The following is a 22242-nucleotide window of genomic DNA, read 5'->3' as shown; positions in this document are numbered from 1 at the left end:
ACTGATGAAACTGATGTTTGCGTCGGATATTCATGGATCGCTGCCCGCGACCGAACGCGTGCTTTCTCTGTTCGTCCAAAGCGGGGCGCAATGGCTGGTGATCCTGGGCGATGTGTTAAACCACGGCCCACGCAATGCGTTGCCGGAAGGCTATGCTCCCGCGCAGGTGGCGGAAAAACTTAATCATTTTGCCTCGCGCATTATCGCCGTTCGCGGCAACTGCGACAGCGAAGTTGACCAGATGCTGCTGCAATTTCCCATCACCGCTCCCTGGCAACAAGTGTTGATGGAAAACAGCCGTTTGTTCCTGACCCACGGGCACCTGTTCGGCCCGGATAACCTGCCGTCACTCGCCGCTGGCGATGTCCTGGTTTATGGTCATACTCATATTCCGGTGGCGGAAAAACGCGGGGCGTTTTACCACTTTAACCCCGGGTCTGTCAGCATTCCTAAAGGCGGTAACCCGGCAAGCTACGGCATGTATGAAGACGGGACATTAAGCTTTATCGCACTTAATGATCAGCAAGTTATTGCGCAGATAGCGATTAATCCGTAAGTTACACCACAACTGCAAACGCGCCGAAAGAGCGCTTAGACGAGAAGGTTTCCCGATGGTGGAGCAGAATCATTTGGCAAGTACTGAGTGGGTTGACATTGTCAGCGAAGAGAATGAAGTGATCGCGCAGGCCAGCCGCGAACAAATGCGTGCGGAGCGTCTGCGTCACCGCGCGACTTACATCGTTGTTCATGACGGCATGGGCAAGATTCTGGTCCAGCGTCGCACCGACACCAAAGATTTTCTTCCTGGTATGCTGGATGCCACAGCGGGTGGCGTCGTGCAGGCCGATGAAGTATTGCTGGATTCCGCGCGTCGTGAAGCGGAAGAAGAGTTAGGTATCGCTGGCGTGCCGTTTGCCGAGCACGGACAGTTTTATTTCGAAGATGAGCATTGTCGCGTCTGGGGCGGGCTGTTTAGCTGCGTTTCCCACGGACCTTTCGCCTTGCAGGAAGAGGAAGTGAGCGAAGTGTGCTGGATGACGCCGGAAGAGATCACCGCGCGTTGCGACGAATTCACGCCGGATTCCCTTAAAGCACTGGCGCTGTGGATGACCCGCAACGCCAAAAACGAATCCGCTAAACCGGAAAATAAGGCGGAAAAAGAGGAAGAGGCTGAGTAAGCCTTAACAGCTTTCCCGCAGACACAGGCTGGACGCGATGGGTTTATGGTCGCGCCAGTCTCCGTCATTCAGACGTTCCAGTAACGCTTTCCCGGCTTCAATCCCAATCTTGCGATGCGGTACTGCCATCGTCGTCAGCGGCGGCTGACAGACGCGGCTGACGTCGCTGTCGCCAAAGCCCACGACCGCTAAATCGTCCGGCACCTTGATGCGCCGACGCTGGCACTCATACAGCGCGCCGCAGGCCAGTTCATCTGATACGCACACCAGCGCATCCAGCTCCGGCCACGCCAGCAGAAACTCCGGCAATTGTGCCGCACCGGTGGAGAAGTTCGGCGGCATGGCGGCATTAATCACTCTGTTTGGCGCCAGGTGGTGGCGCAGCATCGCCTTGTACCAGCCCTGCAAATGCTGCTGAAAAATCCACTGCTCCTGGTTAGCGCACAGCAGGCCGATATTCTGGTAGCCGCGCTGAATCACCATTTCGGTAAGTTCATACATGGCGGCGACGTTATCAATCCCGATATTCATATCAATAGGATCGGCACGCATTGCACCCATTTCCATCACCGGGATAGAGGCGTTTTTTAGCCAGTGTCGCACGGTATCGGAGTGCTCGACGCTGAGCAGTATCGCCGCGGCGATGTTCGAGGCCAGCAGCGTTTCAAGCAGTTTCTCTTCCTGTTCAAGACGATGCTGAGATTCCGCCAGCATAATCTGATATCCGGCTGGCTGGAGCACCTGCTGTAGCCCGGCGAACATCTCGGAACAGCCAGCTTCGGAAAGATTGGGTACTACCATCGCAATCGTCCATGACGATGCCGATGCCAGTGCGCTGGCGGCAAGATTGGGCATGTAACCCAGCTCCTGCACCGCGGCTTCAATTTTTTCACGCAGTTTATCGGAAACCTGTTCGGGCGTGCGGAGGGCACGGGAAACAGTCATCGTGCCTACGCCGGCAAGCTGCGCGACATCCGCGAGCGTTACTTTTCCGGTACTGCGCCGTTTTCGGGTTAAAGACATACATCTTCCTGCTGACAGGACGCGATTTAGTTTCATCCTTCATTTTACGTGACAGGCAGTATACGCCTTAAATCCCTTTTTTTGCTGTGATTTCGCACCAGGATAGCAATTTGATAGCGCTATCACAGTTCTGCATGTTAGTAGTTGGTAGCGCTATCTTTGTGATCGCGATCGCAGTCATTAATTGATGGGTTGAATAGAGTTTGCCCATGTCTGGTCTTTAGCGGGAGTGAAAAATGCTCAAAAAGTGGATATATGATACAACCATCATCCTACAGGATAGCGTTGAAAGCTGGCCCCAGGCGCTGGAACTGTGCGCGAAACCGCTGCTGGATTTGCAGGTCATTGCGCCGAAATATGTCACGGCTATCATTGCGCAGCATCACAGGTTAGGTCCCTACTATGTGCTGGCTCCTGGGCTGGCAATGCCACATGCGCGACCGGAAGAAGGGGCGAAAGGACTTGGCCTGTCATTATTAAAACTGAAACAGGGCGTCTCATTTGGTGCTGGTGAGTTTGACCCCGTCGATGTGATTGTGATGCTGGCGGCGCCGGACAAACATAGCCATATCGAAATGATCTCCGCCTTAGCAGAATTATTTTCCAGCGACGAAGATATGGCTGAATTACATCGGGCGAATACGCTGGAGGAGATAAAAACCGTCATCAATCGCTTCTGATTTAATTATTTAATCCGATTCATCTCAACATTACGCGTCAGCGTGATGGGGCGTACTCTACTCAAAAAAGGGGATAACAATGAAAATTATGGCTATTTGCGGCTCCGGCCTGGGCAGCAGTTTTATGGTCGAAATGAATATTAAAAAGGTGCTCAAAAAACTGGAAATTGAGGCAGAGGTTGAACACTCCGATCTCTCCTCGGCCACGCCGGGCGCGGCGGACCTGTTTGTAATGGCGAAAGACATTGCCGCCAGCGTGCCGGAAAGCCAGCTGGTGGTGATCAACAATATTATCGATATCAACGAACTCGAAGCGCAGCTGCGCGCCTGGTTCGAAAGACAATAATCCTGAAAAGGCGAGGTGGATATGTTTATCCTTGAAACGCTGAATTTCGTTGTTGATATTTTAAAAGTCCCTTCAGTCCTGGTCGGGTTAATTGCCCTGATTGGTCTGGTGGCGCAGAAAAAAGCCTTTTCAGATGTGGTAAAAGGCACAATTAAAACCATTCTCGGCTTTATTGTACTGGGCGGCGGCGCAACCGTGCTGGTGGGCTCTTTAAATCCGCTCGGCGGTATGTTTGAGCACGCCTTTAATATTCAGGGCATTATTCCCAACAATGAAGCTATTGTGTCGATTGCCCTGGAAAAATATGGTGCCTCCACCGCGCTCATTATGGCTTTCGGGATGGTGGCGAATATTATTGTCGCGCGCTTTACCCGCCTGAAGTACATCTTCCTGACCGGGCATCACACCTTCTACATGGCGTGCATGATTGGCGTGATCCTGACGGTCGCAGGCTTCGAAGGGGTAGGGCTGGTCTTCACCGGTTCGTTGATCCTCGGCCTGATTATGGCCTTCTTCCCGGCGATTGCGCAGCGCTATATGAAGCGTATTACCGGCAACGATGAGATCGCCTTCGGTCATTTCGGCACGCTGGGCTACGTGCTGTCCGGCTGGATTGGCAGCAAGGTCGGTAAAGGCTCGCGCTCCACCGAAGAGATGAACCTGCCGAAGAACCTCAGCTTCCTGCGCGACAGTTCGATCTCCATCTCACTGACCATGATGATTATCTACCTGATTATGGCGGTGAGCGCCGGGCGTGAGTACGTGGAGGCCACCTTCAGCGGCGGCCAGAACTACCTGGTGTACGCCATCATTATGGCCATCACCTTCGCGGCAGGCGTGTTTATCATCTTGCAGGGCGTGCGCCTGATTCTGGCGGAAATTGTCCCGGCCTTTACCGGCTTCTCGGAAAAACTGGTGCCCAATGCGCGGCCTGCGCTGGACTGCCCGGTGGTCTACCCGTATGCGCCAAACGCGGTGCTGATTGGCTTCCTGTTCAGCTTCCTCGGCGGGATTGTAGGCTTGTTCATCTGCGGTCAGTTTAGCTGGGTGCTGATCCTGCCGGGCGTCGTGCCGCATTTCTTCACCGGTGCAACGGCGGGCGTGTTTGGGAACGCCACCGGCGGACGTCGTGGGGCGATGATTGGCGCCTTTGCTAACGGCCTGCTGATCACCTTCCTGCCGGTCCTGCTGCTGCCTGTTCTGGGCGCGATTGGCTTTGCGAATACGACCTTCTCGGACGCCGACTTTGGCGCCGTCGGGATTGTGCTCGGCAACCTGGCGCGCTTCCTGTCGCCGCTTGCCATCACCGGACTGGTTGTTGTGTTGTTTGCGCTGCTGGTGGCCTACAACGTCTTCGCTAAAAACAAACCTGCCAGCGGTAACGCGCAGGAAAACCCCGGAGCCAAATCATGAATGAAAATGAAATAACCGAACTGGCGCGTCAGATCCGCCTTGAGACGCTGAAATCCCTGACGCAGCTGGGTTTTGGTCACTACGGCGGCAGCATGTCAGTCGTTGAAACACTGGCCGTTCTGTACGGCGCGGTAATGAAAATTGACCCGGCCGATCCGGACTGGCCAGAGCGCGATTACTTTGTGCTGTCGAAGGGACATGCGGGCCCGGCGCTGTACAGCACGCTGGCGATTAAGGGCTACTTCCCGATTGAAGAGCTGAGCACGCTAAACCAGAACGGAACGCGTCTGCCAAGCCACCCGGATCGCCTGAAAACACGCGGCGTGGATGCCACCACCGGATCGCTGGGTCAGGGGATCTCCATTGCAGGCGGCATGGCGCTGTCGCACAAGCTGGCAGAAAGGCCAAACCGGGTGTTTTGCATCGTTGGCGACGGGGAGCTGAACGAAGGGCAGTGCTGGGAAGCCTTCCAGTTTATTGCACACCATCGACTGAACAATCTGACGGTGTTCGTGGACTGGAACAAACAGCAGCTCGACGGCGAGCTGGACGAAATCATCAGCGCCTTCGATCTGGAAGGCAAATTCCGGGCCTTTGGTTTTGACGTGGTGACGGTGAAAGGGGACGACATTCCGGCGCTGCTGGAGGTGACCGCACCGATCCCTGCGACCGATGCGCGTCCGCGAGTGGTGATCCTCGACAGCATCAAAGGGCAGGGGGTGCCATACCTGGAACAGCTCAGCAACTCGCATCACCTGCGATTAACTGAGGAAAGCAAAGCGGCGCTCAACGAGACGATTCGCCAACTGGAGGCTTCACATGATTAAGGTTGCACCGACAGGACAGAAAGATTCGGTTGAGATGCGTAAGGTCTATGCGGGTTTTGTGGCAAAACAGATTGAGGCCGGGAGCGAGATTATTGCGCTCGAAGCGGATCTGATGAGTTCGATGGCGATGGACGGCGTAGCGCGTGATTATCCACAGCACGTCATCAACTGCGGCATTATGGAGGCCAACGTGATTGGGACGGCCGCCGGGCTGTCGCTCACCGGACGTAAGCCGTTCGTCCATACCTTTACCGCCTTTGCCAGCCGTCGCTGCTTCGACCAGCTGTTTATGTCCCTGGACTACCAGCGCAATAACGTGAAGGTGATTGCCTCGGATGCGGGCGTGACGGCCTGCCACAACGGCGGGACGCATATGTCGTTTGAGGATATGGGCATCGTGCGCGGTCTGGCGCATTCAGTGGTGCTGGAGGTGACCGATGCGGTGATGTTCGAAGATGTGCTGCGTCAGCTTATCGACCTGGAAGGCTTCTACTGGGTGCGGACCATCCGTAAACAGGCGCCGAGCGTCTATGCCCCGGGGTCAACCTTCACCATCGGCAAGGGCAACGTGCTGCGCGAGGGAACCGATATTACCCTGATTGCTAACGGCATTATGGTGGCGGAAGCGCTGGAGGCGGCGCGCCAGCTGGAGCAGGAGGGGGTAAGCGCAGCGGTCATCGACATGTTTACCCTGAAGCCCATCGATCGGATGCTGGTGAAAAATTATGCCGAGAAAACCAGGCGTATTGTGACCTGCGAAAACCACAGCATTCACAACGGGCTGGGGTCGGCGGTGGCGGAAGTGCTGGTGGAAACCTGTCCGGTGCCGATGCGGCGGGTTGGGGTGAAGGAGCGTTACGGTCAGGTAGGCACGCAGGACTTCCTGCAGAAGGAGTATGGCCTGACGGCACATGACATTGTGTCGGCGGCACGAGAGTTGCTGTAATAAAAAAGGCGACCGTTGAATGGTCGCCTTTTTTTGCCGGATGGCGCTTCGCTTATCCGGCCTACAAAACCCTGGGCCCGGTAAGCGCTAGCGCCACCGGGCTTTTTAGCTTACTGCTGCTGCGAAGACTGAATCGCCGTCAGCGCGATGGTGTAGACGATATCGTCAACCAGCGCACCACGAGACAGGTCGTTCACAGGCTTGCGCATACCTTGCAGCATTGGCCCGATGGAGATCAGGTCTGCTGAACGCTGTACCGCTTTATAGGTGGTGTTACCGGTGTTCAGATCCGGGAAGATGAACACGGTAGCGCGACCTGCAACCGGCGAGTTAGGCGCTTTAGATTTCGCAACGTCAGCCATTACCGCGGCATCGTACTGGAGCGGGCCGTCGATCATCAGATCCGGACGTTTTTCCTGCGCAATGCGGGTCGCTTCACGGACTTTCTCTACGTCGCTGCCTGCACCAGAGGTACCGGTGGAGTAGGAGAGCATCGCGACGCGCGGTTCGATACCGAAGGCAGTCGCGGAGTCCGCAGACTGGATTGCGATTTCTGCCAGCTGCTCTGCGGTTGGGTCCGGGTTGATCGCGCAGTCGCCATAAACGTAAACCTGTTCAGGCAGCAGCATGAAGAACACGGAGGAGACCAGAGAGCTGCCCGGTGCGGTTTTGATCAGCTGCAACGGTGGACGGATGGTGTTCGCGGTGGTGTGAACCGCACCGGAAACCAGGCCGTCAACTTCGTCCTGCTCCAGCATCAGCGTACCCAGCACGACGTTGTCTTCCAGCTGCTCGCGCGCAACGGCTTCGGTCATGCCCTTGTTCTTACGCAGCTCAACCAGGCGGGCAACGTAGCTTTCGCGAACCACTTCCGGGTCAACGATCTCAATGCCAGCGCCCAGCTCAACGCCCTGAGACGCCGCAACGCGGTTGATCTCATCCGGGTTACCCAGCAGCACACAGGTCGCGATACCGCGCTCTGCACAGATGGCCGCCGCTTTAACGGTACGTGGTTCGTCACCTTCTGGCAGAACCACGCGTTTGCCCGCTTTACGCGCCAGCTCGGTCAGCTGGTAACGGAAGGCTGGAGGAGACAGACGACGGCTGCGCTCGGACGTCGCCGTCAGGGATTCGATCCAGTCTGCGTTGATGTAGCCCGCAACGTATTCCTGAACTTTCTCGATACGCTCGTGGTCATCAACCGGCACTTCGAGGTTGAAGCTTTGCAGGCTCAGGGAGGTCTGCCAGGTGTTGGTGTTCACCATGAATACTGGCAGGCCAGTGGCGAACGCACGTTCGCACAGCTTGCTGACGCGCGGGTCCATCTCGTAGGCACCGGTCAGCAGGATCGCACCGATTTCCACGCCGTTCATCGCAGCCAGGCACGCTGCAACCAGCACGTCTGGACGGTCAGCAGAGGTCACCAGCAGGGAACCTGCGCGGAAGTGTTCCAGCATGTGCGGAATGCTGCGCGCGCAGAAGGTCACGGACTTCACACGGCGGGTGTTGATATCGCCTTCGTTAACGATGGTGGCATTCAGGTGACGCGCCATATCGATTGCACGGGTGGCAATCAGATCGAAGCTCCATGGCACCGCACCCAGCACCGGCAGTGGGCTGGAATCCTGCAGCTTAGCCGGGTCAACTTTGATGACTTTCGCTTTGGAAGAGTCGTCGAAGATTTCGGACAGGTCAGGACGCGTACGGCCCTGCTCATCAACCGGTGCGTTCAGCTTGTTAACAATCACGCCGGTGATGCTGGTGTTTTTTGCACCGCCGAAGCTGCTGCGCGTCAGTTCGATACGCTCTTTCAGCTGCTCTGGGGTGTCCGTGCCCTGAGACATCACGAAAACAATCTCTGCGTTCAGGGTTTTCGCGATTTCAAAGTTCAGAGACTGGGCAAACTGGTGTTTACGGGTCGGGACCAGGCCTTCAACCAGCACCACTTCAGCGTCCTGCGCGTTTGCGTGGTAGTTGGCGATGATCTCTTCCATCAGCACGTCTTTCTGGTTGCTGGAGAGCAGAGATTCAACGTGGCTCATCTTCAGCGGTTCAGCCGCTGGCAGATTGGAGTTCTTACGAACGATGGAGGTGGTCTGGTCTGGCGCATCGCCACCGGCACGTGGCTGGGCGATAGGCTTAAAGACGCTCAGACGAACGCCTTTGCGTTCCATAGCGCGGATCACGCCGAGGCTGACGCTGGTCAGGCCGACGCTGGTTCCGGTAGGGATCAGCATAATAGTACGGGACACGGTTTATCCTCTTTCGTTACCGCCGCGTTGGGCGGGCTACAAAACAGCACCGCCAGCATTGCTGGCGGTGTGGAATCAGGCAGTCAGGCGGCACGCGTCTTGCGCGATGACCAGCTCTTCGTTAGTTGGGATAACGATAGCCGGGCGGGTGCCTTCTTTGTTGATGAAGCCAGACTTGCCGAAGCGGGCAGCCAGGTTACGCTCGTGATCGACTTCGAAGCCCAGAACGCCCAGTTTGCCCAGGGACAGTTCACGTACCATTGCCGCGTTCTCACCGATACCGCCGGTGAAGATAACAGCATCCAGACGGCCTTCCATCAGCGCGGTGTAAGAACCGATGTACTTCGCCAGACGGTGGCAATAAACGTCCATTGCACGTTTAGCGTCAGCTTTTTCTGCGTAGTTGTCTTCAACGTAACGGCAGTCGCTGGTGACTTCGGTCAGACCCAGCAGGCCAGACTCTTTGGTCAGCATTTTGTTGATGTCGTCAACGCTCATGCCCAGGGTGTCGTGCAGGTGGAAGATGATCGCCGGGTCGATATCACCGGAACGGGTACCCATCACCAGACCTTCCAGCGGGGTCAGACCCATAGAGGTATCAACACACTTACCGTTGCGGATAGCAGAAACAGAACCACCGTTGCCCAGGTGGCAGGTGATAATGTTGACTTCTTCAACCGGCTTGTTCAGTACTTTTGCGGCTTCCTGAGTCACATAGAAGTGGCTGGTGCCGTGTGCGCCGTAGCGACGTACGCCGTGCTCTTTGTACAGGCTGTATGGCAGGGCATAGAGGTAAGACTCTTCCGGCATGGTCTGATGGAACGCGGTGTCAAACACGGCCACGTTTTTATCTTTCAGATTCGGGAAGGATTTCAGTGCTTCAGCGATACCGATCAGGTGAGCCGGGTTATGCAGCGGTGCGAAAGACGCAGAGTCTTTGATGCCCTGAATCACAGAGTCGTCGATTACCACGGAGCTGGTGTATTTTTCGCCGCCGTGGACGATACGGTGACCAATCGCAGTCAGCTGAGCAGACAGTTCTGGTTTTTGTGCCAGAATAGTGTTAACGATAAAGTTCAGCGCTTCACTGTGAGCGGCGCCTGCACCTAAAGCCGCTTCTTGTTTGCTGCCGTCCATCTTCCACTTGATACGTGCTTCAGGCAGATGGAAACATTCGGCCAAACCAGAGAGGTACTCATCACCGTTGAGCGCATCGATGATGGCGAATTTCAGTGAAGAGCTACCGCAGTTCAGAACCAGTACTAACTTACTCGACATGGAAGTACCTATAATTGATACGTGGCTAAAAAAACGTCAATGAGTCTAAAGCGTAACGCATGCTGACTCAGACATTTATGATTAACATCATGCCAAACGAACATTCTGGCAGGATGGAAGAAATACCTATGATTTTAAGCCATTTTGAACATTTTTCAGACAATGGCATAATATGCGATAATTTGACGAGTTAACGCTTCTCGTCTACGGCCTATAAGGCTGGCACAGGATACCCGATACGGGGTAGCGATGACAAAATATTTTGAACGTTGTCATAGCCTGTTGTGGTTTTGCACGAAAATTTTAATTTTTATATGTGAAGTTGAGGTACAGCCATGTCAACACCTGAAATCCCGTCCGTGAACTTTTTTAGTCTGTTTCGTCGGGGACAGCATTACGCAAAGACATGGCCGATGGAAAAGCGCCTCGCGCCCATGTTTATTGAAAATCGCACTATTCGCGCCACGCGCTATGCGATTCGCTTTATGCCCCCGATCGCTGTCTTTACTCTTTGCTGGCAAATTGCGCTGGGTGGACAGCTTGGACCTGCCGTCGCGACGGCGCTCTTTGCGTTAAGCCTGCCGATGCAGGGATTGTGGTGGTTAGGTAAACGTTCCGTCACGCCACTTCCGCCTTCTATTTTACACTGGTTTTATGAAGTGCGTGGAAAACTGGAGGAGGCCGGCCAGGCGCTCGCCCCGGTTGAAGGCAAGCCGGATTATCAGGCGCTGGCGGACACCCTCAAGCGCGCGTTTAAACAGCTTGATAAAACATTCCTCGATGACTTGTGATTGATCATCGAAACGACGACCAAAAGAAGGCACAGTAACAATCAGTTACCGTGTCTTTTTTTTACAGTGCAATGCGCTACAGGAGTCGAAAGATGGAAATGACCCATGCTCAACGTCTGATTTTGTCTAACCAGTACAAGATGATGACAATGCTTGATCCCGATAACGCTGCGCGCTACAGCCGCCTGCAAACCATTGTTGAACGTGGTTTTGGCTTGCAGATGCGCGAACTGGATCGCGAATTTGGCGAACTGAAAGAGGAAACCTGCCGTATCGTTATCGACATCATGGAGATGTACCATGCGCTGCATGTGTCCTGGACCAATCTGAAAGACCAGCAGTCCATTGATGAGCGCCGCGTAACGTTCCTGGGCTTTGATGCCGCGACGGAGGCGCGCTATCTGAGCTATGTGCGCTTTATGGTGAACACCGAAGGGCGCTACACTCATTTTGATGCGGGTACGCACGGCTTCAACGCCCAGACCCCAATGTGGGATAAGTATCAACGTATGCTGAGCGCGTGGCACGCCTGTCCGCGTCAGTACCATTTAAGCAGCAACGAAATTCAACAAATCATTAATGCCTGACGGAGGTGCGTGTGCAGTGTAAAGGTTTTCTGTTTGATCTGGACGGTACGCTGGTGGATTCGCTGCCGGTAGTGGAGCGTTCCTGGTGTCATTGGGCCGACAGGCACGGCATCGACCATCAGGATGTACTGAATTTCATCCATGGCAAACAGGCCATTACCTCATTGCGGCACTTCCTGGCGGGACGTTCTGAGGAAGAGATTCAGGCGGAGTTCAAATATCTGGAGCAGATTGAAGCTACCGACACTGAGGGCATCACCGCGCTGCCCGGTGCGCGCGAATTGCTTGAGCATCTGAATGAAGCGCAGATCCCGTGGGCTATCGTCACCTCCGGCTCGGTTCCTGTCGCGCATGCCCGCCATAAGGCGGCCGGTTTACCGACGCCGGACGTCTTCATTACCGCTGAGCGCGTAAAGCGCGGCAAGCCCGAACCGGATGCGTTTCTGCTCGGCGCTGAACTGCTCGGCCTTGCGCCAGCGGAGTGCGTGGTGGTGGAAGACGCGGCGGCAGGCGTGCTGGCCGGGCTGAACGCCGGAAGCCACGTCATTGCCGTTAACGTCCCGGCGGGGTCTCCCCGGCTGGAGGAGGCGGATTTTGTGCTTAATACTCTGACCGCCATCGACGTCTCGAAGGCATCAGACGGCGTTGTAACCGTCTCGCTAAAAATGTAATCCCATGATATAGCCCCGCATTACCGGGGCTTTTTTATGGCAGAATTGCTTCTCCTCCACTGACAAGGACATGTTGTGAACGGTGAACTGATTTGGGTCCTGAGCCTGCTGTTAATCGCCATCATTCTTTTTGCCACGGGCAAGGTGCGCATGGATGCCGTCGCCCTGTTTGTGATTGTCGCGTTCGTTCTGAGCGGTACCCTTTCCCTGCCGGAAGCCTTTTCCGGGTTTAGCGATCCCAACGTTATTTTGATTGCCGCCCTGTTTATTATTGGCGACGGGCTGGTACGCACCGGCGTGGCGACAATGATGGGGTCGTGGCTGGTTAAAGTGGCGGGCAGCAGCGAAACCAAAATGCTGATTTACCTGATGCTGACGGTCGCCGGACTGGGTGCGTTTATGAGCTCGACGGGGGTCGTGGCCATCTTTATTCCGGTTGTGCTTAGCGTCTGCATGAGGATGCAGATCTCCCCGTCGCGGCTGATGATGCCGTTGAGCTTTGCCGGGCTCATCAGCGGCATGATGACGCTGGTCGCGACGCCGCCGAACCTCGTCGTAAACAGCGAACTGATCCGTGAGGGGCTTGAGGGGTTTAGCTTTTTCAGCGTCACGCCGATCGGGCTGGTTGTACTGGTGATGGGCATTATCTATATGCTGTTGACCCGTTTCGCGCTGAAAGGGGAGAAGCAGGACAAAGCCAAAGAGGGCTGGAAGCGGCGAACTTTTCGCGATTTGATCAAAGAGTACCGTCTGACCGGGCGCGCCCGTCGGCTGGCTATCCGCCCCGGTTCGCCGATGATAGGCCAGCGGCTGGACGACCTTAAGCTACGCGAACGCTATGGCGCGAACGTCATCGGGGTTGAGCGCTGGCGTCGTTTTCGTCGGGTAATCGTTAACGTGAATGGGGTGTCAGAGTTTCGCGCGCGTGACGTCCTGCTGATTGATATGTCCACCGCGGACGTGGATCTGCGAGAGTTTTGTAGCGAGCAGCTGCTGGAGCCGATGGTGCTGCGCGGCGAGTATTTCTCCGACCGGGCGCTGGATGTGGGAATGGCCGAGGTGTCGCTGATCCCGGAATCGGAGTTATTGGGCAAAACCGTGCGCGAAATCGGCTTTCGTACCCGCTATGGCCTCAACGTGGTGGGCCTGAAGCGCGATGGCGTAGCCCTTGAAGGGGCGGTGGTGGATGAGCCGATCCTGCTGGGGGATATCTTCCTCGTGGTCGGCAACTGGAAACTGATTAGCCAGCTCGGGCAGAAAGGCCGCGATTTTGTGGTGCTGAATATGCCGATTGAAGAGAGCGACGCGTCACCGGCGCACAGTCAGGCGCCCCATGCGATTTTTTGCCTGGTGTTGATGGTCGCGTTGATGCTGACGGACGAGATCCCTAACCCGGTGGCGGCGATAATCGCCTGTCTGTTAATGGGCAAATTCCGCTGTATCGACGCCGAAAGCGCTTACAAAGCGATTCACTGGCCAAGCATCATTCTCATCGTTGGGATGATGCCCTTCGCCCTGGCGCTACAGAAAACCGGCGGGGTGGATTTGATCGTAAAAGGCTTAATGGACGCGGGCGGGGGATATGGTCCGTACCTGATGATGGTTTGCCTGTTCGTCATGTGCGCCACCATTGGTTTGTTCATCTCCAATACCGCAACGGCGGTGCTGATGGCGCCTATTGCGCTGGCGATGGCAAAATCGATGGGCGTTTCGCCCTATCCGTTTGCGATGGTGGTAGCGATGGCGGCGTCCGCGGCATTTATGACGCCGGTATCTTCCCCGGTCAATACCCTGGTGCTGGGGCCGGGAAACTATCGATTCAGCGATTTTGTAAAGCTGGGCGTGCCGTTCACCGTGCTGGTGATGCTGGTATGCGTGGTGCTGATTCCGGTGTTATTCCCGTTCTGAGAACATCGCCGGGTGGCGGCTACGCCTTACCCGGACTACGTGATTCGTAGGCCCTGCAAGCGCAGCGCCGCTGGGCGAAAAACTACAGCGGCGAATCCTTGCTAATCTCATCCAGCGACTTCGTGAAATTGGCGTGCCGTTCACCGTGCTGGTGATGCTGGTATGCGTGGTGCTGATTCCGGTGTTATTCCCGTTCTGAGAACATTGCCGGGTGGCGGCTACGCCTTACCCGGCCTACGTGATCCGTAGGCCCTGCAAGCGCAGCGCCGCTGGGCGAAAAACTACAGCGGCGAATCCTTGCTAATCTCATCCAGCGACTTCGTGAAGATTGGCGTGCCGTTCACCGTGCTGGTGATGCTGGTATGCGTGGTGCTGATTCCGGTGTTATTCCCGTTCTGAGAACATCGCCGGGTGGCGGCTACGCCTTACCCGGCCTACGTGATTCGTAGGCCCTGCAAGCGCAGCGCCGCTGGGCGAAAAACTACAGCGGTGAATCCTTGCTAATCTCATCCAGCGACTTCGTGAAATTGGCGTGCCGTTCACCGTGCTGGTGATGCTGGTATGCGTGGTGCTGATTCCGGTGTTATTCCCGTTCTGAGAACATCGCCGGGTGGCGGCTACGCCTTACCCGGCCTACGTGATTCGTAGGCCCTGCAAGCGCAGCGCCGCTGGGCGAAAAACTACAGCGGTGAATCCTTGCTAATCTCATCCAGCGACTTCGTGAAATTGGCGTGCCGTTCACCGTGCTGGTGATGCTGGTATGCGTGGTGCTGATTCCGGTGTTATTCCCGTTCTGAGAACATCGCCGGGTGGCGGCTACGCCTTACCCGGCCTACGTGATTCGTAGGCCCTGCAAGCGCAGCGCCGCTGGGCGAAAAACTACAGCGGTGAATCCTGACTGATCTCATCCAGCGACAAATGGAAGCTCGGCACAAACACCTGCATAAAGTAATCCATCTCTTCGCTACGGCGGGAGTCGAGCGTTTTCTCCAGGCGCGTTTTCGCCAGCAGGAACTCGTTATTCCCCGCGGATAACTCTTCCAGACATTTCAGGTAGGCGCACAGCGCATCGGCCTGCTTAACCAGGGATTTCTCCTCTTCCGTATACTGATGCTCGTCGATCAGTGGCCCGAAGATATCACGCAGCTCATCAGGCACCATATCGATCAGCTTCTGCTGGGCAATCTTCTCAATGGCCTTATATTCCTGGGCAATCTGCGAGTTGAAATATTTCACCGGCGTAGGCAGATCCCCGGTCAGCACTTCCGATGCATCGTGGTACAACGCCAGCAGGGCGATACGTTCGGCATTAACCTGCCCGTTGAATTTGCGGTTTTTAATCGCGGCCAGCGCATGAGCGACCATGGCAACCTGCAAACTGTGCTCAGACACATTTTCAGTGCGCACGTTGCGCATCAGCGGCCAGCGGTTGATGAGTTTCAGGCGGGAGAGGTGGGCAAAGAAATGACTCTGACTCATAGGTTACCTTATGTCTTCACTGCGACGGACTTCATTGTGCGGGGAGGGGAGGGAAGATGCAAATTTGCAGATGTTACAGGCCGGGTAAGCGCAGCGCCACCCGGCGGAAAGTCAGCGTTACTGATGGTACCCCGAGAGGAATCGCCCGAAGCGGCTGATGGCCATTTCGAGATCGTCTTCGCGCGGCAGGGTTACAATACGCACGTGATCCGGCCACGGCCAGTTAAACGCCGTCCCCTGAACCAGCAGCACTTTTTCCTGCAACAGGAAGTCGAGCACCATTTTCTGGTCGTCGTGAATATTGAAGCGCTTCGCGTCGATTTTCGGGAACATATACAGCGCGCCGTTAGGCTTCACGCAGGAGACGCCCGGAATATCATTAATTAATTCCCATGCACGGTTGCGTTGTTCATAGAGGCGGCCGCCTGGAACGATAAACTCGCTGATGCTTTGATAGCCCCCGAGTGCTGTCTGGATCGCATGTTGCGCCGGTACGTTGGCGCACAGACGCATGGATGCCAGCATCTCCAGCCCTTCAATGTAGCCTTTCGCATGTTTTTTCGGACCGTTCAGTACCATCCAGCCCTGACGGAAACCGGCAACGCGGTAAGTTTTAGACAGTCCGTTAAAGGTGACCGTCAGCAGATCGGGCGCCAGCGCGGCGATAGAGTGGTGCTGCGCCGCGTCGTACAGGATCTTGTCGTAAATCTCGTCGGCAAAGATGATCAGGTTGTGCAGGCGGGCGATCTCGACGATCTCCATCAGCAGCTCTTTTGAATAGACCGCGCCCGTCGGGTTATTCGGGTTAATGATCACGATTCCCCGGGTGCGCGGTGTTATTTTGGCGCGAATGTCATCCAGATCCGGGAACCAGTCAGACGATTCATCGCAAAGATAGTGCACCGCTTTACCGCTGGAGAGCGATACCGCAGCCGTCCACAGCGGATAGTCTGGAGCGGGAACCAGCATTTCATCGCCGCTGTTCAGGAGCGCCTGCATCGCCTGAACGATCAGCTCCGAGACACCGTTGCCAATGTAGATATCTTCAACGGTGACGTCGCGCATACCGCGAGCCTGATAGTGCTGCATAATGGCTTTACGGGCGGAATAAAGCCCTTTTGAATCGCAGTAGCCTTGTGCAGTGGGCAGGTTACGGATCACATCCACCAGGATCTCATCCGGCGCTTCAAAACCAAATGGCGCGGGGTTGCCGATGTTGAGTTTCAGAACCTTATTGCCTTCCTCTTCAAGGCGTTTTGCCTCTTTGAGTACCGGGCCACGGATGTCGTAACAGACGTTGTCGAGCTTGCTGGATTTTTCGATAGGGGACATGAACCTTTAACCTTTTCGCTATTATTGCAACTTCCTGCCGTGGAAGCAGCACGGAACAATGTACTCCCACCGCGCTTCGTTTTGAAGGGCGCACAGAAGAAGATTTTGTCCAACCAGGCAGCACTGCTGTGATTGCTTAATCTAATGATGGAGTGATTTTGCGCCTGAAATTACCGTGAAAACGCTTAATGTTGGGTTTTTTATGCTGAAAGTTTCACATAAATATTAATATTATTCTGATTTAAATAAAAAGACGATCCGGGCTGAAGCGTTAGTCCCCCTGAGTGACCATTCGTAAAACCTGAATGCTGAGATACAGTTTGCTCTATTAGCAAAGCCAGGTTAAAAGTTACTCATGTGAAATTAATGTTAAGTGTTATTAATGAATGGCCTGAATCTAAATTAAACTTTATTTATTATTAACGACGAAAATGCAACTTTCGTTAATTTTAATAAAAAGAGTGTAGTTGCTTATCATTGGCGTTAAATCCGTTATATTGCAATAAGACTTATAAATATAGTGGATTTGGGTTAAGATGTGTTTTGGGAATGCAGCGTAGCGATAGGCCTGTTACGTATATCAGCTTCTGCCTTCCTGTATTAATCGATTGTTATTGTTAAAGTAATCTCTGGCTGATTGGGTAAGTCACATCTTGCTACGCTGGCAACGCTGCGATATAGATGGCAGAAAACATGTCTTACTCTTAATGGAATTTACATCTACCTTCAGATAACGAAATATCCTGAACGCAAGAGAATAAAAATAACGTCATGAAACGTGATTTCTGACTGTTGATATACCAAAGTACAATAACTATCTGTCAGGCAGTCTGCCGGGCCGGGACGCGAGGGAAACTCTTCAGAAGGAATTGCTTAACTGTTACACACAGCTTCAACCCGGGCAGCTCCGCACGAGCAACCTGAAAGTGAAAAGATATGATAAATGCAAATCGTCCGATAATGAATCTCGACCTCGATCTGCTGAGAACGTTTGTTGCGGTCGCCGATCTCAACACTTTTGCAGCAGCTGCTGCCGCCGTTTGCCGTACCCAGTCCGCCGTGAGTCAGCAAATGCAGCGGCTGGAACAACTGGTTGGTAAAGAGCTTTTTGCGCGTCATGGACGTAATAAGCTTTTAACAGAACATGGTATTCAGCTTCTGGGTTATGCCAGAAAGATACTGCGCTTTAATGATGAAGCCTGTATGTCATTAATGTTTAGCAACCTTCAGGGAGTGTTAACATTAGGGGCGTCAGATGAATCAGCAGATACCATTTTGCCCTTCCTTCTCAACCGAATTAGCTCGGTTTATCCGAAGCTTGCCCTGGACGTTAGCGTTAAACGCAATGCCTTCATGGTTGAGATGCTGAAAGAAAACGAGGTTGACCTGGTGGTCACCACGCATCGACCTGGCCAGTATGACTGCCTGACGCTGCGTACTTCTCCTACGCACTGGTACTGTGCCGCGGAGTACGTATTGCAAAAAGGTGAGCCAATACCCCTGGTCCTGCTGGACGATCCTAGTCCGTTCCGCGATATGGTGCTGACTGCGCTCAACGAAGCCAGTATTCCGTGGCGCCTGGCGTACGTTGCGTCAACGTTGCCTGCGGTACGAGCGGCAGTGAAGGCCGGACTTGGCGTAACAGCCCGTCCGGTGGAGATGATGAGCCCCGATCTGCGTGTGCTGGGTCAATCTGAGGGACTCCCGTCGTTGCCGGATACGGAGTACCTGCTGTGCCATAATGCCGCCAGCAACAACGAGCTAGCGAAAGTGGTATTCGAGGCAATGGAAAACTACCACAATCCATGGCAGTACGCGCCTGTTACTCCGGAAGGAGGGGATGACTCCCTGATTGTGGAAAGGGATTTTGAGTGATCATTCCCCCAAAATTCTCGTAACAAAATGTAAGTGCAAAAAAGAGCCACTCGCATGATTTTTTCCTGCGAGTGGTTTTTTTTGCTATTCATAACCGCGAACGGAGCAGGGTTAAAGCAAATACCGCTTATTTATCAATGCAGAAAATGCTTTTGGTTAAGTTATAAACGATACCTCTTCTAACTTGCCTAATACCCCGCCGATGTTAAAAAAACAGGAAATATGTTGCTGTTTTTTTGATTGAATTAACAAAAGCGTGTCTCAGATCAAGAAAATACTCCCATTTGGGGGGAGGAATCGTTGGCAAATCCTGTCAAAATAGGAGGGTTATTTTTTTTACTTCCAAAACGGACACGATTCAACAAGATGCATTTGACGTAAAGTCATGTACCCACCAGGGTTAAAGGGCACCAAATGTTAATGAGAATCGCACGTTGTAATTTAATGTGAAGAAACCTTTGTTAAAGTTGACAAAAGGTTATAGAAAGGAGTAAAAAACCCCATCATTTTGCTGTCTATGTCTCATTTCTGACAGTTAGTGTAAGGTTATTTTGTTCCTCCCCATGAATCGATGTGATGCCCATCTGCCAGCAAGAGCAGTGTCGTCGGTATCACTTTTGATGAGTAAGCAATGAGTATGTCAACATCCACAGAAGTCATCGCTCATCACTGGGCATTCGCAATCTTTCTTATTGTAGCCATTGGCCTGTGCTGCCTGATGTTAGTCGGCGGCTGGTTCCTGGGCGGTCGCGCCCGCGCAAGGCACAAAAACACACCTTTCGAATCAGGTATTGATTCAGTAGGTACCGCTCGCTTACGCCTGTCTGCCAAGTTCTACCTGGTAGCCATGTTCTTCGTCATTTTCGACGTGGAAGCGCTTTACCTCTTCGCGTGGTCTACCTCCATTCGCGAAAGTGGTTGGGTGGGCTTTGTCGAGGCCGCAATTTTCATTTTAGTGTTACTGGCCGGTCTGGTTTATCTGGTGCGTATTGGCGCGCTGGACTGGACACCTGTGCGTTCACGCCGTGAACACATCAACCCGGAAAACAGTATCTCTAATCGTCAGCAGTAACAGCGAGGCAATAAGATGGATTATACGCTCACCCGCATAGATCCTAACGGTGAGAATGACCGTTACCCCCTGCAAAAACAGGAGATCGTAACCGACCCCCTGGAGCAAGAAGTCAACAAAAGCGTGTACATGGGCAAACTCGAACATGCCATGCACGATATGGTCAACTGGGGTCGTAAGAACTCCATCTGGCCATACAACTTTGGCCTTTCTTGCTGCTACGTTGAAATGGTGACGTCATTCACTGCGGTGCATGACGTTGCGCGTTTTGGGGCCGAGGTACTGCGTGCTTCTCCACGTCAGGCTGACCTGATGGTGGTGGCCGGGACCTGCTTTACCAAGATGGCACCGGTTATTCAGCGTCTTTATGACCAGATGCTGGAGCCAAAATGGGTAATCTCCATGGGCGCATGTGCAAACTCCGGCGGTATGTACGACATTTATTCCGTTGTGCAGGGCGTTGATAAGTTCATTCCGGTGGATGTGTACATCCCGGGCTGCCCGCCGCGTCCAGAGGCCTATATGCAGGCGCTGATGCTGCTGCAGGAGTCAATCGGTAAAGAACGCCGTCCGCTCTCCTGGGTTGTTGGCGATCAAGGTGTCTATCGCGCGAACATGCAGTCTGAGCGCGAGCGTAAACGTGGTGAACGTATTGCCGTCACCAACCTGCGTACGCCTGACGAAATTTAATTTGCGCCTGTGGGCCTGGAGAACACCTTCGCATATCACTACTCAAATAGCGCGAAGCCAGGCTTAACAGTCACCACGGACCATTTGCAATGGTGAACAATATGACCGACTTAACCGCGCAAGAAGCCGCCTGGCAGACCCGGGATCATCTCGATGACCCCGTCATTGGCGAACTGCGCAACCGTTTTGGGCCGGATGCCTTTACTGTTCAGGCCACCCGCACCGGGGTACCCGTTGTTTGGGTGAAGCGTGAGCAATTACTGGAAGTTGTCGATTTCCTCAAGAAATTGCCAAAACCTTACGTCATGCTGTTTGACTTACACGGCATGGATGAACGTCTGAGAACGCACCGCCAGGGTCTCCCTGCTGCGGATTTTTCCGTTTTCTACCACCTGATCTCAATAGACCGCAACACGGATATCATGCTCAAGGTGGCATTGTCTGAAAACGACATGCATCTTCCGACGATCACCAAACTTTTCCCGAACGCCAACTGGTACGAGCGTGAAACCTGGGAAATGTTCGGCATGACCTTCGACGGCCACCCGCATCTGACGCGCATTATGATGCCGCAGACCTGGACCGGCCACCCGCTGCGTAAAGACTACCCGGCACGCGCCACTGAATTCGACCCGTTTGAGCTGACCAAAGCCAAGCAGGATCTGGAGATGGAAGCGCTGACCTTCAAGCCGGAAGACTGGGGCATGAAGCGCGGCACCGAAAACGAGGACTTCATGTTCCTCAACCTCGGTCCAAACCACCCCTCTGCGCACGGTGCATTCCGTATTATCCTTCAGCTTGACGGCGAAGAAATTGTCGACTGCGTGCCTGACATCGGCTATCACCACCGTGGTGCCGAGAAGATGGGCGAGCGTCAGTCCTGGCACAGCTACATTCCGTATACCGACCGTATCGAATACCTCGGCGGCTGCGTAAACGAGATGCCATACGTGCTGGCTGTTGAGAAACTGGCAGGCATCACCGTCCCGGATCGCGTTAATGTGATTCGCGTGATGCTGTCTGAACTGTTCCGTATTAACAGCCACCTGCTGTACATCTCCACGTTCATTCAGGACGTCGGCGCGATGACGCCGGTCTTCTTCGCCTTTACCGACCGTCAGAAAATCTACGATCTGGTGGAAGCGATTACCGGTTTCCGTATGCACCCGGCCTGGTTCCGCATCGGCGGCGTGGCGCACGATCTGCCGCGCGGCTGGGACCGCCTGCTGCGTGAATTCCTCGACTGGATGCCGAAACGTCTGGCGTCTTACGAGAAAGCCGCGCTGCGTAACTCCATCCTGAAAGGCCGCTCCCAGGGCGTTGCCGCCTACGGCGCGAAAGAGGCGCTGGAGTGGGGGACCACAGGTGCTGGCCTGCGCGCAACCGGTATTGATTTCGACGTGCGTAAAGCCCGTCCTTACTCTGGCTACGAGAACTTCGACTTTGAAGTCCCGGTTGGCGGCGGCGTTTCCGACTGCTACACCCGCGTGATGCTGAAAGTGGAAGAGCTGCGCCAGAGCCTGCGCATCCTTGAGCAGTGCCTCAACAACATGCCGGAAGGCCCGTTCAAGGCGGATCACCCGCTGACGACGCCGCCACCGAAAGAGCGCACGCTGCAACATATCGAAACCCTGATCACCCACTTCTTGCAGGTTTCCTGGGGCCCGGTCATGCCGGCACAAGAATCCTTCCAGATGATTGAAGCGACCAAGGGTATCAACAGCTACTACCTCACCAGCGACGGAAGCACCATGAGCTACCGTACCCGCGTGCGTACGCCAAGCTTTGCGCACCTGCAGCAGATCCCGGCCGCTATTCGCGGCAGTCTGGTCTCCGACCTGATTGTGTATCTGGGTAGTATCGATTTTGTTATGTCAGATGTGGACCGCTAATT

20 protein-coding genes and 2 pseudogenes are annotated in these 22242 nt (G+C 54.4%); 17 read left to right on the top strand and 5 right to left on the bottom strand.

Features of this window, described 5'->3' with window-relative positions; all coding sequences use genetic code 11:
* Positions 1 to 4 precede the first annotated feature (4 nt).
* On the top strand, positions 5 to 556 hold the full coding sequence (gene yfcE / locus ACQG1K_RS15290) for a phosphodiesterase (RefSeq protein WP_323633486.1): 552 nt from the start codon (positions 5 to 7) through the stop codon (positions 554 to 556).
* 55 nt (positions 557 to 611) lie between these two features.
* Positions 612 to 1178, top strand: a complete 567-nt coding sequence (gene yfcD / locus ACQG1K_RS15285) for an NUDIX hydrolase YfcD (RefSeq protein WP_006811396.1) — start codon at positions 612 to 614, stop codon at positions 1176 to 1178.
* A 3-nt stretch (positions 1179 to 1181) separates the two neighbouring features.
* On the opposite strand, the gene ACQG1K_RS15280 is transcribed toward yfcD, so the two are convergent.
* Positions 1182 to 2201: a LacI family DNA-binding transcriptional regulator gene (locus tag ACQG1K_RS15280; RefSeq protein WP_003861441.1), complete on the bottom strand. Its 1020-nt coding sequence runs from the start codon at positions 2199 to 2201 to the stop codon at positions 1182 to 1184.
* 236 nt (positions 2202 to 2437) lie between these two features.
* Between ACQG1K_RS15280 and ACQG1K_RS15275 the strand changes: the two genes are divergently transcribed.
* The 5 genes from ACQG1K_RS15275 to ACQG1K_RS15255 all read left to right on the top strand — a co-directional run bounded on the left by ACQG1K_RS15275 (position 2438) and on the right by ACQG1K_RS15255 (position 6413).
* Positions 2438 to 2881: a PTS sugar transporter subunit IIA gene (locus tag ACQG1K_RS15275; RefSeq protein ID WP_367075033.1), complete on the top strand. Its 444-nt coding sequence runs from the start codon at positions 2438 to 2440 to the stop codon at positions 2879 to 2881.
* 79 nt (positions 2882 to 2960) lie between these two features.
* A complete protein-coding gene (locus ACQG1K_RS15270) occupies positions 2961 to 3227 on the top strand; it encodes a PTS sugar transporter subunit IIB (RefSeq protein ID WP_426760329.1) in 267 nt (88 codons plus the stop codon).
* Between the two features lie 21 nt (positions 3228 to 3248).
* Entirely contained in the window at positions 3249 to 4640 is a 1392-nt protein-coding gene (locus ACQG1K_RS15265) for a PTS ascorbate transporter subunit IIC (RefSeq protein WP_017383437.1), read from the top strand.
* The gene (locus ACQG1K_RS15260; RefSeq protein ID WP_023300630.1) at positions 4637 to 5467 is read left to right on the top strand and encodes a transketolase; all 831 of its coding nucleotides are present in this window, start codon (positions 4637 to 4639) and stop codon (positions 5465 to 5467) included. The genes ACQG1K_RS15265 and ACQG1K_RS15260 overlap by 4 nt, the downstream gene beginning before the upstream one ends.
* Positions 5460 to 6413: a transketolase family protein gene (locus tag ACQG1K_RS15255; protein WP_023306640.1), complete on the top strand. Its 954-nt coding sequence runs from the start codon at positions 5460 to 5462 to the stop codon at positions 6411 to 6413. Before ACQG1K_RS15260 ends, ACQG1K_RS15255 begins: the two co-directional genes overlap by 8 nt.
* A gap of 110 nt (positions 6414 to 6523) precedes the next feature.
* Here ACQG1K_RS15255 and pta read toward each other — a convergent pair whose 3' ends face one another.
* Both pta and ackA read right to left on the bottom strand, forming a co-directional pair.
* Positions 6524 to 8665, bottom strand: a complete 2142-nt coding sequence (gene pta / locus ACQG1K_RS15250; protein ID WP_022648836.1) for a phosphate acetyltransferase — start codon at positions 8663 to 8665, stop codon at positions 6524 to 6526.
* A gap of 75 nt (positions 8666 to 8740) precedes the next feature.
* Complete coding sequence (gene ackA / locus ACQG1K_RS15245; RefSeq protein ID WP_367075030.1) at positions 8741 to 9943, bottom strand: acetate kinase; 1203 nt, start codon at positions 9941 to 9943, stop codon at positions 8741 to 8743.
* 335 nt (positions 9944 to 10278) lie between these two features.
* Between ackA and yfbV the strand changes: the two genes are divergently transcribed.
* The 6 genes and pseudogenes from yfbV to ACQG1K_RS15215 all read left to right on the top strand — a co-directional run.
* Positions 10279 to 10734 (top strand): terminus macrodomain insulation protein YfbV, encoded by a 456-nt coding sequence (yfbV, locus tag ACQG1K_RS15240; RefSeq protein ID WP_003861459.1) that lies wholly within the window; start codon positions 10279 to 10281, stop codon positions 10732 to 10734.
* A gap of 92 nt (positions 10735 to 10826) precedes the next feature.
* The gene (locus ACQG1K_RS15235) at positions 10827 to 11321 is read left to right on the top strand and encodes a YfbU family protein (RefSeq protein WP_008502874.1); all 495 of its coding nucleotides are present in this window, start codon (positions 10827 to 10829) and stop codon (positions 11319 to 11321) included.
* A gap of 11 nt (positions 11322 to 11332) precedes the next feature.
* Positions 11333 to 11992, top strand: coding sequence for a sugar phosphatase (locus ACQG1K_RS15230; protein ID WP_023300628.1), 660 nt, complete (start codon positions 11333 to 11335; stop codon positions 11990 to 11992).
* Positions 11993 to 12067: 75 nt separating this feature from the next.
* Complete coding sequence (locus tag ACQG1K_RS15225) at positions 12068 to 13900, top strand: SLC13 family permease (protein WP_022648833.1); 1833 nt, start codon at positions 12068 to 12070, stop codon at positions 13898 to 13900.
* 306 nt (positions 13901 to 14206) lie between these two features.
* A pseudogene (locus tag ACQG1K_RS15220) lies at positions 14207 to 14299 on the top strand (hypothetical protein); the annotation flags it as partial.
* Positions 14300 to 14622: 323 nt separating this feature from the next.
* Positions 14623 to 14697: pseudogene (locus ACQG1K_RS15215) on the top strand (hypothetical protein); the annotation flags it as partial.
* An 82-nt stretch (positions 14698 to 14779) separates the two neighbouring features.
* Here ACQG1K_RS15215 and yfbR read toward each other — a convergent pair.
* Entirely contained in the window at positions 14780 to 15379 is a 600-nt protein-coding gene (gene yfbR / locus ACQG1K_RS15210) for a 5'-deoxynucleotidase (protein ID WP_022648832.1), read from the bottom strand.
* A gap of 117 nt (positions 15380 to 15496) precedes the next feature.
* The gene (gene alaA / locus ACQG1K_RS15205; RefSeq protein ID WP_022648831.1) at positions 15497 to 16711 is read right to left on the bottom strand and encodes an alanine transaminase AlaA; all 1215 of its coding nucleotides are present in this window, start codon (positions 16709 to 16711) and stop codon (positions 15497 to 15499) included.
* 936 nt (positions 16712 to 17647) lie between these two features.
* Here alaA and lrhA point away from each other — a divergent pair.
* From lrhA to nuoC, 4 genes are all read left to right on the top strand, one after another.
* Positions 17648 to 18586 (top strand): transcriptional regulator LrhA, encoded by a 939-nt coding sequence (gene lrhA, locus ACQG1K_RS15200; RefSeq protein ID WP_032622483.1) that lies wholly within the window; start codon positions 17648 to 17650, stop codon positions 18584 to 18586.
* A gap of 631 nt (positions 18587 to 19217) precedes the next feature.
* Entirely contained in the window at positions 19218 to 19658 is a 441-nt protein-coding gene (gene nuoA / locus ACQG1K_RS15195; RefSeq protein ID WP_003861475.1) for an NADH-quinone oxidoreductase subunit NuoA, read from the top strand.
* Between the two features lie 15 nt (positions 19659 to 19673).
* Entirely contained in the window at positions 19674 to 20348 is a 675-nt protein-coding gene (gene nuoB / locus ACQG1K_RS15190) for an NADH-quinone oxidoreductase subunit NuoB (protein ID WP_003861482.1), read from the top strand.
* A gap of 89 nt (positions 20349 to 20437) precedes the next feature.
* Entirely contained in the window at positions 20438 to 22240 is a 1803-nt protein-coding gene (gene nuoC, locus ACQG1K_RS15185) for an NADH-quinone oxidoreductase subunit C/D (RefSeq protein ID WP_003861484.1), read from the top strand.
* Positions 22241 to 22242 lie beyond the last annotated feature (2 nt).

Origin of the sequence: Enterobacter cloacae complex sp. 402C9 (genome assembly GCF_050030745.1) — a bacterium.
Taxonomy (GTDB): Bacteria; Pseudomonadota; Gammaproteobacteria; order Enterobacterales; family Enterobacteriaceae; genus Enterobacter; species Enterobacter intestinihominis.
This window is presented reverse-complemented; position numbering and strand designations above follow the sequence as displayed.

Excerpts from the sequence above, each read along its gene's own strand:
- yfcE (WP_323633486.1), top strand. The coding sequence starts at position 5 with ATGAAACTGATGTTTGCGTCGGATATTCATGGATCGCTGCCCGCGACC.
- yfcD (WP_006811396.1), top strand. The coding sequence starts at position 612 with ATGGTGGAGCAGAATCATTTGGCAAGTACTGAGTGGGTTGACATTGTC.
- ACQG1K_RS15280 (WP_003861441.1), bottom strand. The coding sequence starts at position 2,201 with ATGTCTTTAACCCGAAAACGGCGCAGTACCGGAAAAGTAACGCTCGCG.
- ACQG1K_RS15275 (WP_367075033.1), top strand. The coding sequence starts at position 2,438 with ATGCTCAAAAAGTGGATATATGATACAACCATCATCCTACAGGATAGC.
- ACQG1K_RS15270 (WP_426760329.1), top strand. The coding sequence starts at position 2,961 with ATGAAAATTATGGCTATTTGCGGCTCCGGCCTGGGCAGCAGTTTTATG.
- ACQG1K_RS15265 (WP_017383437.1), top strand. The coding sequence starts at position 3,249 with ATGTTTATCCTTGAAACGCTGAATTTCGTTGTTGATATTTTAAAAGTC.
- ACQG1K_RS15260 (WP_023300630.1), top strand. The coding sequence starts at position 4,637 with ATGAATGAAAATGAAATAACCGAACTGGCGCGTCAGATCCGCCTTGAG.
- ACQG1K_RS15255 (WP_023306640.1), top strand. The coding sequence starts at position 5,460 with ATGATTAAGGTTGCACCGACAGGACAGAAAGATTCGGTTGAGATGCGT.
- ackA (WP_367075030.1), bottom strand. The coding sequence starts at position 9,943 with ATGTCGAGTAAGTTAGTACTGGTTCTGAACTGCGGTAGCTCTTCACTG.
- yfbV (WP_003861459.1), top strand. The coding sequence starts at position 10,279 with ATGTCAACACCTGAAATCCCGTCCGTGAACTTTTTTAGTCTGTTTCGT.
- ACQG1K_RS15235 (WP_008502874.1), top strand. The coding sequence starts at position 10,827 with ATGGAAATGACCCATGCTCAACGTCTGATTTTGTCTAACCAGTACAAG.
- yfbR (WP_022648832.1), bottom strand. The coding sequence starts at position 15,379 with ATGAGTCAGAGTCATTTCTTTGCCCACCTCTCCCGCCTGAAACTCATC.
- alaA (WP_022648831.1), bottom strand. The coding sequence starts at position 16,711 with ATGTCCCCTATCGAAAAATCCAGCAAGCTCGACAACGTCTGTTACGAC.
- lrhA (WP_032622483.1), top strand. The coding sequence starts at position 17,648 with ATGATAAATGCAAATCGTCCGATAATGAATCTCGACCTCGATCTGCTG.
- nuoA (WP_003861475.1), top strand. The coding sequence starts at position 19,218 with ATGAGTATGTCAACATCCACAGAAGTCATCGCTCATCACTGGGCATTC.
- nuoB (WP_003861482.1), top strand. The coding sequence starts at position 19,674 with ATGGATTATACGCTCACCCGCATAGATCCTAACGGTGAGAATGACCGT.
- nuoC (WP_003861484.1), top strand. The coding sequence starts at position 20,438 with ATGGTGAACAATATGACCGACTTAACCGCGCAAGAAGCCGCCTGGCAG.